Source organism: Arsukibacterium sp. UBA5043 (assembly GCA_002415085.1).
Lineage (GTDB): Bacteria > Pseudomonadota > Gammaproteobacteria > Enterobacterales > Alteromonadaceae > Alishewanella.
This window is the reverse complement of record DIBV01000003.1, coordinates 113,860-127,497: the sequence shown is the minus strand read 5'-3', so window position 1 is coordinate 127,497 and position 13,638 is coordinate 113,860. Positions and strand designations below refer to the sequence as shown.

The window sequence follows — 13,638 nt, the reverse complement described above, 5'->3', positions numbered from 1 at the left end:
ACTGAAAGGCTGGCGCTTTATCACAGCGTGCTGCTGACATCAACCCAACTTAGCGCCATTGGGTACCGGGCTGTCGACCCCGACCAGCACAATGGCACCGTCTTCGCGGGCAAAGCCGGTTACCAGACACTCTGACTTAGTGGGGCCGATTTGCTTGGGCGGAAAATTAACCACCGCCATTATCTGGCGCCCCAGTAATTGCTCTCTGCTGTACAAGGTAGTGATCTGAGCACTGGACTTTTTGATGCCTATGTCGCTGCCAAAGTCGACCTGTAGTTTATAAGCAGGCTTGCGGGCCTCGGGGAAATCTTCCACGCCAATAATGGTGCCTACCCTAAGTTCTACTTTGGCAAAGTCTTGCCAGCTGATAGTTTCCATTTTGTCTCCTGCACTAAACTGGTAAGCTGCTATGCTACTATCCTGAACATAAAGCATAACTTAAACCGGAGAACCCTATGGCGCAATGGTTAAACGCAACGGTTTCTGAAACAATTTATTGGACCAGCAGCTTATTCAGTATTAAAGCCAAAACCGGACCGCTGCCTTTTATTGCCGGTCAGTTTGTCAGGTTGGCTATCGAGGGCCCTGAGGGTCGCATCCAGCGCGCTTATTCGCTGGTTAACCCCCCTGACAGCGAATATCAGGAGTTTTTAGTCAGTACGGTAGCCGATGGTTTGTTGTCGCCATTATTACAGCAATTAACCCCGGGAGATACGGTAGGAATAAGTCAGCCAGCCAGTGGTTTTTTTATTCTGGATGAAGTGCCTGAAGGTGATAACCTGTGGCTTATTGCTACCGGCACCGGCATTGGCCCCTATTTGTCGATGCTGGCCACCACTGAGCCTTATAAGCGTTTTAAGCATATTATACTGGTGCATAGTGTCAGAAACTCTGCTGATCTGGCGTATAAAGAATTAATTGAAAGTTTTGTAGCAAAGCACCCGGGGCAATTACGTTATCAGCCGGTAGTTACCCGCGAACCGCATCCCGGCGCACTGCAAGACCGCATTCCTAATTTAATCAGCAACCATCAATTACAGCAGCAATGTGGCCAGTTGCTGAATTCTAAATCACAAGTCATGTTATGCGGTAACCCGCAAATGATCACGGACACCAAAGCCCTACTAATCGAGATGGGCTTGAGCAAAAACCTGCGCCGTAATCCAGGCAATATTACCGTAGAACAATATTGGTAACCTTGTTACCGTTTACTTGAACAGGCTAGAAAATCCCTGCCAACGAACGAAGCAGCCCCTGATGCAGCGGTTGCTCGGCATCGTCCCAACTCAGGTTTGCTTTATTGGCAAAGCTTACTACTTTTACCTGATATTTGCGCCGGTCAGTCGCCAGCTCCCACATTAATTCATTGTTGCCACTATCGCCTTGTTGCAGCCGTTGCCTGCTCACCTCCTGCACCAGACCAATACTATCCGGAGCTATCCGTTCAGCCAGTTGGATATCGGTCAGCATAGTGTAGTATTTATCCTTTACCAGCTGATTGCCTACATATTCGGCCCCCGCCCAGGCCGCCAAGACTACCAGCGCTCTGGCAATATCTTTACCGTCAATATCTGCGCCATAGCTGGCATCGGCATAGAGCGCAACATTGCTGGCGCGGCGCGACGAAGCGATCTGCTCAGATTCAGCGGTGGGTAATGCTATCCCAGGGTACAACAGCTGATGAATTTGCTCCGGGCTCATATTGTATTCGCCACTGGCCAGCACCACTTCTGGTCGCTCTTTTAACACGGTACGAACATTAACCTGCAACCAATACTGCGCTTGCCGCGGCGAGTTTACCAATTGGTAGCCACGGCTGAGCAGCAGTTCACGTACATCGTCGGCCAGCGGCAGCTGATATTCGGCCGCGGTCTGGCGGATATCGATAAAAATAGTGCGAAGCTCAGGTTCAACCGGATCCAGATAAATGGTTTCACTCATCCGGGTTTGAACATCAAGCTTGCCCTTGGCCACTGACGTATGCAGCGCCATACAGCCGGTTAATGGCAAAAGCAGCAGCAGGCACAGCAGCAAACGCATTTAGAACAAGCCTGCCAGTGAACGGGCCACGCCATCAGTAAGCTGTGGTGCTGCCTCTGGCCACTTCAAATTGGCCTGGTTAGCATAGCTCATTACCCGGCTCTGATATTTACGCATATCAGTCTGCCGCTGATAGCTTGAGCTGGTGCTGCCACTATCGCCCTGCAATAGCTGATGGTCTGAACGCTCGCTGACGCTGCCAGCAAACCGCTCCATTACCTGTATGTCAGTTATCGCGGTGTAGTACACATCTTCCACCAGCGCATCAACAATGGTACCGGCAGCAGCACCCGCTACCGCCGCACCTAAACCGGCAGCGCCAGAGCCGCCTGTTGCCCGGTGAATGGCATAACCGGTCACCGCGCCGCCAGCCATACCAGGGCCCGCCGCAAAGGCCCGGTTCGCATCCCGGCCATTAGTTCGCCCTACCTGCAACACATTAGCCTGCAACCAATAATGGGCCTGCCCCGGGCTATCGATTACCTGGTAACCTCTGGCGCGCAAATTGGCAACAACCTGGGGTTTAATATCAAACTCTGGTTTATCTGAAGTATTTCTGACATCGACAAAAATGGTGCGTTGGCCAGGTTCAACCGGATCAAGAAAAATGCTGGAGGACATCTTGGTCTGAACATCAAGATTGCGTTTGGCTACCGATGTATGCAAAGCGCCGCAGCCTGCCAGGCTAAACAATACCGCCGCTGTCAGCGCAAGCTTAATAATATTCATAGAAACCTCATAAATTAGGAGCTAATGCTTTTGAAGCATTGTGCAGAATTAAACTGAATATTATCTGAATCGTTAGTATAGCGTTAATAAACAAGCGTAAAACAATGTAACTGAATATGTAAGACGCCCTCGGCTTTTTTGCCGTCAATTATCTTTACTTTTTAGCTGTAGCCGCTACAATACGCGCCGCTCTTTTGTTTGTTCTTTATACAGCTTTTATAACGCTCTTTATAAAATAAGGTAATCGCTATGCATCCGATGTTAAACATCGCCATTCGTGCTGCCCGTAGTGCAGGTAATATTATCGCCCGTGCCTGTGGTCAGTTAGACATGGTGCAAAAGCTGCAAAAAGGCAGCAACGACTTTGTCACCAATGTCGATAAAGAGGCCGAGCAGGCTATCGTGGCAATCTTGAAAAAGTCCTTCCCAACGCACGGTATCGTGGGTGAAGAGCATGGCGATTACGGCAATAGTGATAGCGAATTCCAGTGGATCATTGATCCGCTTGATGGCACCAGTAACTTCATCAAAGGCATTCCGCATTTTGCGGTATCGATCGCCTTAAAACACAACGGTAAATTAGATCAGGCGGTCATTTTTGATCCCCTGCGCGGCGAGTTATTTACTGCCTCACGTGGCCGTGGCGCTCAACTTAACGGCACCCGGATCCGGGTCACTGCGCTGCCAGATATGACGGGCGCGATTTTAGCCACTGGCTTTCCGTTTAAAGCCAAACATCACCTGGACAGCTACAGCAAAATTTTCAATAGCTTTTTTGCCGACTGTGCCGATATGCGCCGCACGGGTTCAGCAGCACTGGACTTAGCTTACGTTGCCGCGGGCCGGTTCGATGGCTTCTTTGAAATTGGCTTAAAGCCATGGGATATCGCCGCAGGTGAGCTGATCGTGCGCGAAGCCGGTGGTATGGTCTGCGACTTTGTTGGCGGTTCCAACCATATGAAAACCGGCAATACCGTTGCGGCCAGTCCGAAAGTGTTGCAAGCGATGGTTAAAGGCATGCGGCCACATCTGTCAGAAACTCTGGCTAAATAAACCGCTTACCCGTTCCGGCTTAGCGCTCAGGCCTAAGCCGGCACTTCTACTGCCAGTCCCTGCTCCTTCCACTCTCTGTAGCCACCTGCCAGACTCAATACCTGCTGATACCCCATCTGCTGCAGAGTTTGCGCCGCGAGCGCTGAGCGATAACCACCGCCACAATACAACACAATTTTTTGTTTTTTGTCCTGCACCATCTGTTCAATATCGCGTTCAATAATCCCTTTGCCTAAATGCATCGCTTCCGGTAAATGGCCTTTAACCCATTCATGATCCTCGCGAATATCCAGTAATACATAAGGCTGGTTATGTTGTTGTAGTTCAGCAATGGTTATTTCGTTTATTTCAGCCTTCGCCTGATTAACCAGGGCAATAAAACCCGGGGCATGTTGCGTCGTCATAGAAACCTCACCTAAAAAAAATGCCAGTCACAGACTGGCATTTTTAACACATAAACAGCTGTTTTACAGCAATGGTTCCGTACCTTCACCTTCTTTTTCAGGTGGTGGAGGTGGCAACATATCTTCGCGGCTAATGCCAAGTTGTACCGCCAGCGCACTGGCCACAAATACCGAAGAATAGGTACCAATAGCAATACCGAACAACAGCGCCGTTGCAAAGTTATGGATCAGCGCCCCCCCCATAGTGAACAACACAATTAACACGATGATCGTGGTTAATGACGTTACCACAGTCCGATTTAAGGTAGAGGTGACGGCATCGTTGATGGTTTCATGTACCGTTGAATCGCGTAACTTGCGAAAGCTCTCCCGGATCCGATCGAATACCACGATGGTATCGTTTATCGAATAACCAATCAGTGCCAGAATTGCGGCCAGTACCGTTAAGTCAAACTCCAGCTGCAGCAACGAGAACAACCCCAGGGTAATGATCACGTCGTGGCCCAGTGACAGCACCGCACCTACTGACAAGCGCCATTCAAAGCGCATGGTTACGTACAACAAAATACCAATTAGCGCTGCCAGCATGGCTAAGCCGCCCTGCTCTTTTAGCTCATCCCCGACGCTTGGGCCAACAAACTCCACCCGACGCATTTCAATCGGCTCGCTGGATGTCACCGTCAGTGCACTAAGCACCTGATTTGAGATAGTAGACTGGTCCACACCTTCACGCGGCGATATTCTTATCGCCACATCTTCGCTGGAACCAAAATACTGCACCACGGCATCGGGGTAACCGCTGTCGGCCAATACCTGACGCACCTGAGATAAATCGGCACCACCGCTATAACCTACCTCAATAACGGTGCCCCCGGTAAAGTCCAGGCCCCAGTTCATACCTTTGACAGTAATAGTGGCTAGTGAAGCAATAACCAGCAAACCCGATAAGATCAGAGCTGGTATCTTTAACCGCATAAAATTCAGCGGTTCCGTAAAGCGAAATATTCTCACACCGCCTCCTTACATTGGCAGTGACTGCACGCGGCGGCCACCCCAGAATAAATTAACCAGTAACCGGGTACCGACTACTGAAGTGAAGATCGAAGTCAGAATACCGATCGCCAGCGTAATGGCGAAGCCTTTAACCGGACCGGTACCGATGCCAAACAAAATCAAGGCCACCAACAGCGTGGTAATGTTGGAGTCGGCAATGGTGGCAAAAGCGCGGTCATAACCGTGATGAATGGCTTGTTGTACACTGCGTCCTTCAGCCAGTTCCTCCCGGATCCGCTCAAAGATAAGAACGTTAGCATCCACCGCCATCCCCACTGTTAACACGATACCCGCCATACCCGGCAGGGTCAGCGTAGCCCCCGGGATCATTGACATAAAACCGGTAATCAGGATTAGGTTAGCCAGCAGCGCTACGTTGGCAACTAAACCAAACGCTTTGTAATACAACACCATAAAGATCAGTACTACCACCATACCCCACATAATCGCGGTCATACCTAAATCAATATTTTCCTTACCAAGGCTTGGGCCTATCGTCCGCTCTTCAATGATTTGGGTTGGCGCAATTAACGCACCTGCGCGCAGCAGCAATGCCAGATTCTGCGCTTCGGCCGGGTTATCAATACCCGTGATCCGGAAACTACGGCCTAAACGGGCCTGAATTGTCGCGGCGTTGATGACCTCTTCGTACTTCACCAGCACCGGGGTACCATCTTCATTGCGCTCTTCACCTGGCTTATATTCAATAAATACCGTAGCCATCTGGCGGCCAATGGTGCTGCGGGTGGCATTAGACAGTAAATTGCCGCCCTGTGCATCCAGTGAAATACTCACTTGCGGCCGCGAGTATTCATCGTAGCCCGAGGTCGCCCCGGTAATATGATCACCGGTTAACATTGTGCGGTTTTCCAGTAGGTAAGGCTGGCCGTTACGGTCGCGATACAGGCTGGAACCTGCTGGCAAACGGCCGTCTAAGGCGGCGCCCAAATCAGAGTCGTTATCAACCAGGCGGAATTCCAGGGTAGCGGTCGCACCCAGAATTTCTTTAGCCTGCGCCGGGTCTTGTACTCCTGGCAGCTGAACAATAATCCGATCCGCCCCCTGGCGCTGCACCAAGGGTTCAGCGACACCAATTTCATTTACCCGGTTACGGATAATAGTGATGTTCTGCTCTAGTGCATATTCACGAATTTCCCGTACCCGGTTTTCACTTAAACTGACTATCAGGCTATGCTCGGTATCGCCTTCACTGAAAATAAGTTCCTGATCGGTTTTACCAAGGGCGCTGCGTGCTGCGGCTAAGTCTTCTGCACTACGCAGTAAAATTTGCACCTGGCCACGCTCTAGATCCGCTTGTACAGCCCGGTACCGAACCCGTTCTTCGCGCAAGTCAGCGCGAAACGCCTGCACCATATCGTTAATATTTTTATCAATGGCGGCTTTCATATCAACCGCCATCAAAAAGTGCACACCACCGCGTAAGTCCAGTCCCAGTTTCATTGGGCTGGCGCCAATAGCACGCAACCACGCCGGCGTGGTAGGTACCATATTCAAGGCCGTGATATAACTGCCCCCTAACTGGCGCTCCGCCACTTCGCGGGCCCGCAGCTGGTCTTCAGCACTGCTGAAACGGGCCAGGATCTGGCCTTCAGTTAGCGTGACCGCTTTCGCTGAAATGTTAGCAGCAGTAAATGCCTGTTCAAGTGCAGCACGAGTGGTCTCACTGACTACACCGCCACGGCTGGCATTAATATTTAATGCCGGATCTTCTGGGTACACATTGGGCAAGGCATATAGAAATGCTGCAAGCAACAAACCTAACACCACCAAATACCGCCAGAGAGGATTTTTGTTTAACACAAGATGATCCTTTTTTATTCGCTTTGCCGCTTACAGCGACTTTAACGTGCCTTTTGGTAACACGGCACTAATCGCTGATTTCTGTACGGTAACTTCAGTGCTGTCATTTAACGCAACCGTGACGAAATCTTTGTCATCCGCAATTTTACTGATTTTGCCAACGATACCACCCTGGGTTAACACTTCATCACCTTTGCCAAGAGCTGACATCAGGTTGCGGTGCTCTTTAACCCGTTTTGCTTGTGGCCGGTAAATTAAAAAATAAAAAATCAGGCCAAAGGCCAGCAACATAATAATCAAATCCCAGCCACCACCTTGTGGTGCCGCTGCGGCGCTGTCAGCATAAGCATTGCTAATAAATAAACTCATGGTTTTCCCCTTAAAATTAATAAAATAGTGAAGTTTTAATTCTTAATTAGTATTCGCCGGTATTTCAGTGTTATCTAAAATTTCAGTAACCGCTTCTAACGCCGGTACAGGTAACCCCCGCTTCGCGTAAAACTCGCTGACAAACTGCTCCAAGGTACCAGTGGCTATGGCCTCGCGCAATCCCTGCATCAGTTTTTGATAATGATGCAAATTATGGATGGTGTTCAGCCTGGCACCCAGTATTTCGTTACAGCGGTCCAGATGGTGTAAATATGACCTGGAATAATTTTTACAAGTGTAGCAATCGCATTCAGGATCCAGCGCCGAAGTGTCTTCTTTGTGTTTCGCGTTACGAATTTTCACTACGCCGGTACCGATAAACAAATGACCGTTACGGGCATTGCGGGTTGGCATAACACAATCGAACATATCAATGCCGCGACGCACCGCTTCGACGATATCTTCCGGCTTGCCGACACCCATTAAGTAGCGCGGCTTATGGCTTGGCATCTGGCCAGTGGTATGGTTCAGGATATTAATCATATCCTGTTTCGGTTCACCCACCGATAAACCGCCAATGGCATAGCCGTCAAAACCAATTTCTTCCAGGCCCTGCAGCGATACATCACGCAGATTTGGATACATGCCGCCCTGAATAATGCCAAATAACGCTGCAGGGTTATCCCCATGCGCGTCTTTCGAGCGTTTCGCCCAGCGCAATGACATCTCCATCGATTTTTTCGCCTGTTGCTCGGTCGCAGGATACGGCGTGCATTCGTCAAAAATCATCACAATATCAGAGCCTAAATCGCGCTGCACTTCCATCGAGCGCTCCGGGGTCAGCATTATCCGCTCGCCATTTAAAGGAGAGCGAAACTTTACGCCTTCTTCGGTAATTTTGCGCAATTCACCCAGGCTGAATACCTGAAAACCACCCGAGTCGGTCAGAATAGGCTTATGCCAGTGCATAAAATCGTGTAAATCACCGTGTTTTTTGATGATGTCGGTGCCGGGGCGCAGCATCAAGTGGAAGGTATTGCCTAAACAAATCTGAGCGCCGGTCGCATCCAGCTCTTCCGGGGTCATACCTTTAACGGTGCCGTAAGTGCCCACCGGCATAAAGGCCGGGGTTTCAACAATGCCGCGCTCAAAAATCAGCCGGCCCCGACGGGCCCGGCCGTCGGTGGTATCTAATTCAAATTTCATTACTATCCTCGTATGCCAGAAAGACAGTCTGGCTTTTTCGCGCCGCGATTATAACAGCTAAATCCAGATTAACTAAGCAGGAACCTGCAAGAAGGTAGTAAGGTGTTCCTGTGTAGCAGCGGCATGGATGCCGCGGAGGCTGAGACAGCAAAGGGATGTGCTGTCGAAGGCGGCGAAACAGGAATTTCCTTACTACCTGATCTTACTTAGAAGTTAGCCAATAAACATTGCATCACCATAAGAGTAAAAACGATATTGTTCACGAATCGCCGTATCATAGGCATTTATCACGTTTTCGCGACTGCTGAATGCTGATACCAGCATAATCAACGTCGATTCTGGCAGGTGAAAGTTGGTGATTAGGGCATCAATCACTTTAAAGTCATAGCCGGGGTAGATAAATATCTGGGTATCACCATAGTAGCTAATCAGCTCACCCTCCCCCTGCATGGCCGCAGATTCGAGTGAACGTACCGAGGTGGTGCCTACCGCTACTACTTTGTTGCCACGGGCTTTACAGCGGGCCACCGCATCTACTACCTGCTCTGGTACCTCGATATATTCTGCGTGCATCTTGTGCTCCAGCACATTGTCGACCCGCACCGGCTGAAACGTGCCAGCGCCAACATGCAAGGTTACATAAGCAAACTCCACGCCTTTAGCTTGCAGCTTATCCAGTAACGGCTGGTCAAAATGCAGGCCGGCAGTCGGTGCGGCAACGGCACCAGGCTTTTCGTTATAAACCGTTTGATAACGCGCTTTATCTTCTTCGGTGTCAGGTCGGTCGATATAGGGCGGCAGTGGCATATGGCCTAACCGCTCCAGCATCACTAAAACCGGCTCGTCGCTAAGCACTTCCAGTTCAAACAGCTCGTCATGGCGCTGATTCATCCGCACTTCAGCAGCGTTTTCCAGCAGCAACACCGTGCCGGGTTTAGGCGCCTTGCTGGCCCGGACATGCGCTAAAAAACGCTTGTCATCCAGCATTCGCTCAACCAATACCTCAACTTTGCCGCCTGAGGCTTTCTGACCAAACAGCCGGGCCGGTATCACTTTGGTGTTGTTAAACACCAGTAAGTCGCCGGGCTGCAAAAAGTCAGTTAGCTCTTTAAAAATATGGTGGCTTAATGCTCCGCTTTGCTTGTCCATCGCCAACAGGCGGCTGCTCGAGCGTTCGGCTTTGGGAAAACGGGCAATAAGTTGCTCAGGCAACTCGAATGAGAAGTCTTTAACTTGCATACAAAAATTTCCTTGGCTTTACCGACCAGAGGCACGGCTGTAAAAAAACAGCCGCTATTCTAGCAGAAGCCCGCTTAGATTTACTGGCATTTTTGCGCCAGTACTTCGCTGATCAGGCTGGTCATTAAGCGATAACTGCGGGCCTTACTGGAGGTCGGCCGCCAGGCGACACCAATATCCCGGTACGCATTGCCGCTGGTTGGCGGTTGGGTGATGAGTTCAGTGCTGTCCAGCAGACCGCTGTTAATGGCCATTTGCGGAATAAAAGTGACACCCAGTTTGTTGTTCACCATCTGGGTTAGAGTGTGCAGGCTGGTGGCAAAAAACGGGTTTACTTTACGGCTGTCTTCCAGCTCGCAGGCTTTGACCGCATGGCCGGTCAGACAATGCTCCCGCTCCAGTAAAAAAATACTTTCGTCAGGCCATTGACTGATATCCTGATTAAAACCACGGCCGAGCCAGTCTTTATGCAGTACCAGCTTAAAGCCATCCTGTGCCAGTACTTCGGTATGAAACGCCCCCGTTTCATAAGGCAGTGCTAGCAAAACCATATCTAAACGTCCCTCGGCTAATGCATGCAGCGAATTGTCTGAGGTATCTTCGCGCAGCAGCAATTGTAAGTCGGGATAGCGCTCACGACACAAACTCATCACTTCACTGAGCACAAAGGGCGCTATGGTTGGAATACAGCCAAGCCGGAATGGCCCGGCCATCGGTTTACCCTGCGACTTCGCGAATTCAGTCAGCTCTTCGCACTGCTCAATAATGTGTCTGGCCTGGCGCACCACATCCTCACCTAACGAGGTAAAAATAAAGGTTTTGTGATCCCGTTCCAGCAATTGGGTTTGCATGGTCTCTTCCAGGTTAGCGATGGCAGCGCTAAGCGTGGACTGTCCGACGAAACACGCCTCAGCAGCCCGGCCAAAGTGTTGATGTTCGTGTAGTGCCAGCAAATATTGCAGCTGTTTTACACTGGGAAGTCGTTTCATTGCCTATTCCGATTAAAATACTAAGTCTGTTCGATTATACAAATCAATATAAAGTATTGCCGGCTTAAGGTCGAGCGCAGCAAATATTAACATATTTAAACCTTTTCGTTAAAAGCACCAGGTTTAAAGGGTTTTATATTTTTTAATAAGCAATATTTCAGTCACTTACATTTATAATTTGTATTTATTGTAAATTACAAATTGAAACAATTGCTTATTTGTTATAGCTTGAGATTATCATTGTATGTATCTGTAACCGTGTCACAGCAGTACCCTGGAATATTATCCATTTAGATACAAACGAGTGTTACATACCTTGACCTCTGGTTGCGAGTTGGGCAGTCCGCAGCCCGTTTGAAGGAACGATCTATTATAAAAAATCACCTCAGGAGGGTGAAATATGTCCAAATTGACCAAACCACTGGCCATCGCCAGCTGCAGCCTATTGGCACTGGCAGTAAATAGCGCTCTGGCAACCACTGATAACAGCACTGCTGAAGACAATCGTTACATCATCAAATATAAGGACAGCAGCTTAGGACTGAACAAGCAACACGACTATGTTTTAAGCCATCACAAACGCGCCAAAGATGTCATTCTGGCCCGGCTTAACGACAACAGCAGTAAATTAAAACGCCAGGGTGCCAAAATACATCATTTATTGGCAGAACAAGGTGCTATTGCAGTAGAGCTGCGTCCCGGCATGGTTAACTTAATTAAAGCCGATCCTGCCATTGAACGGATTGAAGTTGATCAACGTCGTTATCCGATGATGCAACAAATACCTTACGGCTATCCGATGGTGCAGGCTGATTTAGTAAGCGATGAATTCGCCAGTAATCAGACTGTTTGTGTAATTGACTCAGGTCTCGATTTACCACATGAAGACTTTGCATCTGGCAACATTAACGGCACCAATGATGTTGGCACCGGCAACTGGTTTGATGCCGGTGGCCCGCACGGTACTCATGTCGCCGGCACTATCGGTGCCCTGAATAACGATACCGGAGTTGTGGGTGTTATGCCCAATGGCCAGCTTAACATGCACATTATTAAAGTATTTAATGCCGCTGGCTGGGGTTATTCTTCCACCCTGGCCAGTGCTGTAAATGCCTGTGCTGACGCGGGTGCCACCGTGGTTAACATGAGCCTTGGCGGCGGTGGTCCTAACGCTACTGAAAACAACGCCATGCAGGCAGCTTTTGACGCTGGTTTATTATTAATCGCCGCGGCAGGTAACGATGGCAATACCGCGTTATCTTATCCGGCATCCTATGACTCTGTGGTCTCGGTTGCTGCCGTAGATAACACAAAAACCCTGGCAGGCTTTTCTCAGCGCAACGCTCAGGTAGAATTGGCCGGCCCGGGTGTAGATGTGCGCTCTACCTACCCTGAAGGTACGGCACTGGAAGGACAACTTAGTGTAAATAGCGTATTTTACGCTGCAAACCCGATGTCTGGTTCTGCCGGCGGTTCGGTCAATGCAGAATTCGCTGACTGTGGCCTGGCAATTGACGCCTGTACCGACGTTGCCGATAAAGTCTGTTTAATTTCCCGGGGTGAAGTCGCCTTTTCGCAAAAAGTGGAATCATGTCAGGCGGGTGGAGGTCTGGCTGCCATTATTTATAACAATGAAGCGGGCAATTTCAGCGGTACTGTTGAAGGGACAAGCGCGACGATTCCAGCGGTGAGTATTTCACAGGAAGATGGCCAGATGCTGATGACTCAACTTGGCAGCATGGCTAATCTGACATCGGGCGCCAGTAATTATGGCCTGATGAGCGGTACTTCGATGGCATCACCTCATGTTGCCGGTGTAGCCGCATTGGTCTGGAGCCATTTCCCCACGTGTAGTAATGCAGAAATTCGCGCTGCGCTGGCTGCCAGCGCTGATGATTTAGGAGCCGCAGGACGTGACACGTCTTATGGTTTTGGTTTGGTGCAAGCTAAAGACGCCGTAGATTATCTGGCCGAGTTCGGCTGTGCCGGTTCGGGCGATGGCCCGGACGAGCCTACGCCACCAGAGGCAACAGCCCTGGAAAATGGCGAAACTGTAGCGGATCTCGCGGGCGCTGGTGGCGAGGCGTTATTGTTCTCGCTGGACGTGCCCGCCATGGCAACTGATTTGGCATTTACCATGAATGGTGGCACTGGTGACGCTGATCTGTATGTTAAATTTGGCGCTGAACCCACCGCAAGCGACTTCGACTGCCGGCCCTATCTTGCTGGTAACGACGAGAGTTGTCTTATCGATCCGGCCCAGGAGGGGACATACTTCGTTAAGGTAATGGGTTACACCACTTTCACCGGCGTTAGCCTGACGGGTAGCTTTATCGCCGAAGATGAGCCTGGCGATCCGGATTTACCTGATGCCGGTGGTGAAACCATCACCAATATCAATGTCGGCCGTCGCAGCTGGCAGCACTATACGCTGGATGTGCCGGCAGGCATGGCTGAGCTTAGCGTAACCATTACCGGTGGCCGCGGCGATGCTGATCTTTATCTGAAGTATGGCAGCACACCTGGTGCAGGAAGCTATGATTGCCGGCCAAACCGCAATGGCAACGAGGAAACCTGTGTTATCAGCAATCCTGAAGCTGGTGTCTGGCATATGTCAGTTTATGGCTTTCGCACCGTCAGAGATTTAACCCTGATCAGTGCATACCAGCCGTAACCCATTAGTCTATTCAGGACGGGTCGCAGCCAATAGAAAAGGGGCTGAATTTCAGCCCCTT

The 13,638-nt window shown here is 50.0% G+C and carries 13 protein-coding genes; 3 read left to right on the top strand and 10 right to left on the bottom strand.

Annotated elements, in window-relative coordinates; genetic code table 11:
- Window positions 1-39: 39 nt before the first annotated feature.
- Window positions 40-378 carry a tRNA-binding protein gene (locus tag B2Q61_RS03460; protein WP_290621394.1) on the bottom strand — a complete coding sequence of 113 codons (339 nt, stop codon included), beginning with the start codon at window positions 376-378 and terminating at the stop codon, window positions 40-42.
- A gap of 77 nt (window positions 379-455) precedes the next feature.
- On the opposite strand from B2Q61_RS03460, the gene B2Q61_RS03455 reads away from it, so the two are divergent.
- Window positions 456-1,196, top strand: a complete 741-nt coding sequence (locus B2Q61_RS03455) for a ferredoxin--NADP reductase (RefSeq protein ID WP_290621393.1) — start codon at window positions 456-458, stop codon at window positions 1,194-1,196.
- 25 nt (window positions 1,197-1,221) lie between these two features.
- Here the strand turns inward: B2Q61_RS03455 and traT are convergent, their stop codons facing one another.
- Together traT and B2Q61_RS03445 are read right to left on the bottom strand one after the other, a co-directional pair.
- Complete coding sequence (traT, locus tag B2Q61_RS03450; RefSeq protein ID WP_290621392.1) at window positions 1,222-2,040, bottom strand: complement resistance protein TraT; 819 nt, start codon at window positions 2,038-2,040, stop codon at window positions 1,222-1,224.
- Window positions 2,041-2,769 carry a complement resistance protein TraT gene (locus B2Q61_RS03445; RefSeq protein WP_290621391.1) on the bottom strand — a complete coding sequence of 243 codons (729 nt, stop codon included), beginning with the start codon at window positions 2,767-2,769 and terminating at the stop codon, window positions 2,041-2,043.
- Window positions 2,770-3,018: 249 nt separating this feature from the next.
- Here B2Q61_RS03445 and suhB point away from each other — a divergent pair, with 249 nt between their 5' ends.
- Window positions 3,019-3,822, top strand: coding sequence for an inositol-1-monophosphatase (suhB, locus tag B2Q61_RS03440; protein ID WP_290614259.1), 804 nt, complete (start codon window positions 3,019-3,021; stop codon window positions 3,820-3,822).
- A gap of 32 nt (window positions 3,823-3,854) precedes the next feature.
- Here the strand turns inward: suhB and B2Q61_RS03435 are convergent, their stop codons facing one another.
- From B2Q61_RS03435 to B2Q61_RS03405, 7 genes are all read right to left on the bottom strand, one after another.
- On the bottom strand, window positions 3,855-4,226 hold the full coding sequence (locus B2Q61_RS03435; RefSeq protein ID WP_290621390.1) for a rhodanese-like domain-containing protein: 372 nt from the start codon (window positions 4,224-4,226) through the stop codon (window positions 3,855-3,857).
- 63 nt (window positions 4,227-4,289) lie between these two features.
- On the bottom strand, window positions 4,290-5,237 hold the full coding sequence (gene secF / locus B2Q61_RS03430) for a protein translocase subunit SecF (RefSeq protein ID WP_290621389.1): 948 nt from the start codon (window positions 5,235-5,237) through the stop codon (window positions 4,290-4,292).
- A gap of 9 nt (window positions 5,238-5,246) precedes the next feature.
- Window positions 5,247-7,100, bottom strand: coding sequence for a protein translocase subunit SecD (gene secD / locus B2Q61_RS03425; RefSeq protein WP_290621388.1), 1,854 nt, complete (start codon window positions 7,098-7,100; stop codon window positions 5,247-5,249).
- Between the two features lie 30 nt (window positions 7,101-7,130).
- The gene (yajC, locus tag B2Q61_RS03420) at window positions 7,131-7,469 is read right to left on the bottom strand and encodes a preprotein translocase subunit YajC (RefSeq protein WP_290621387.1); all 339 of its coding nucleotides are present in this window, start codon (window positions 7,467-7,469) and stop codon (window positions 7,131-7,133) included.
- A 42-nt stretch (window positions 7,470-7,511) separates the two neighbouring features.
- Complete coding sequence (gene tgt / locus B2Q61_RS03415) at window positions 7,512-8,675, bottom strand: tRNA guanosine(34) transglycosylase Tgt (protein WP_290621386.1); 1,164 nt, start codon at window positions 8,673-8,675, stop codon at window positions 7,512-7,514.
- A 213-nt stretch (window positions 8,676-8,888) separates the two neighbouring features.
- On the bottom strand, window positions 8,889-9,914 hold the full coding sequence (queA, locus tag B2Q61_RS03410) for a tRNA preQ1(34) S-adenosylmethionine ribosyltransferase-isomerase QueA (RefSeq protein WP_290621385.1): 1,026 nt from the start codon (window positions 9,912-9,914) through the stop codon (window positions 8,889-8,891).
- Window positions 9,915-9,994: 80 nt separating this feature from the next.
- A complete protein-coding gene (locus B2Q61_RS03405) occupies window positions 9,995-10,903 on the bottom strand; it encodes a hydrogen peroxide-inducible genes activator (RefSeq protein WP_290621384.1) in 909 nt (302 codons plus the stop codon).
- Between the two features lie 400 nt (window positions 10,904-11,303).
- Here B2Q61_RS03405 and B2Q61_RS03400 point away from each other — a divergent pair, with 400 nt between their 5' ends.
- Window positions 11,304-13,577, top strand: a complete 2,274-nt coding sequence (locus B2Q61_RS03400; RefSeq protein WP_290621383.1) for a S8 family serine peptidase — start codon at window positions 11,304-11,306, stop codon at window positions 13,575-13,577.
- Window positions 13,578-13,638 lie beyond the last annotated feature (61 nt).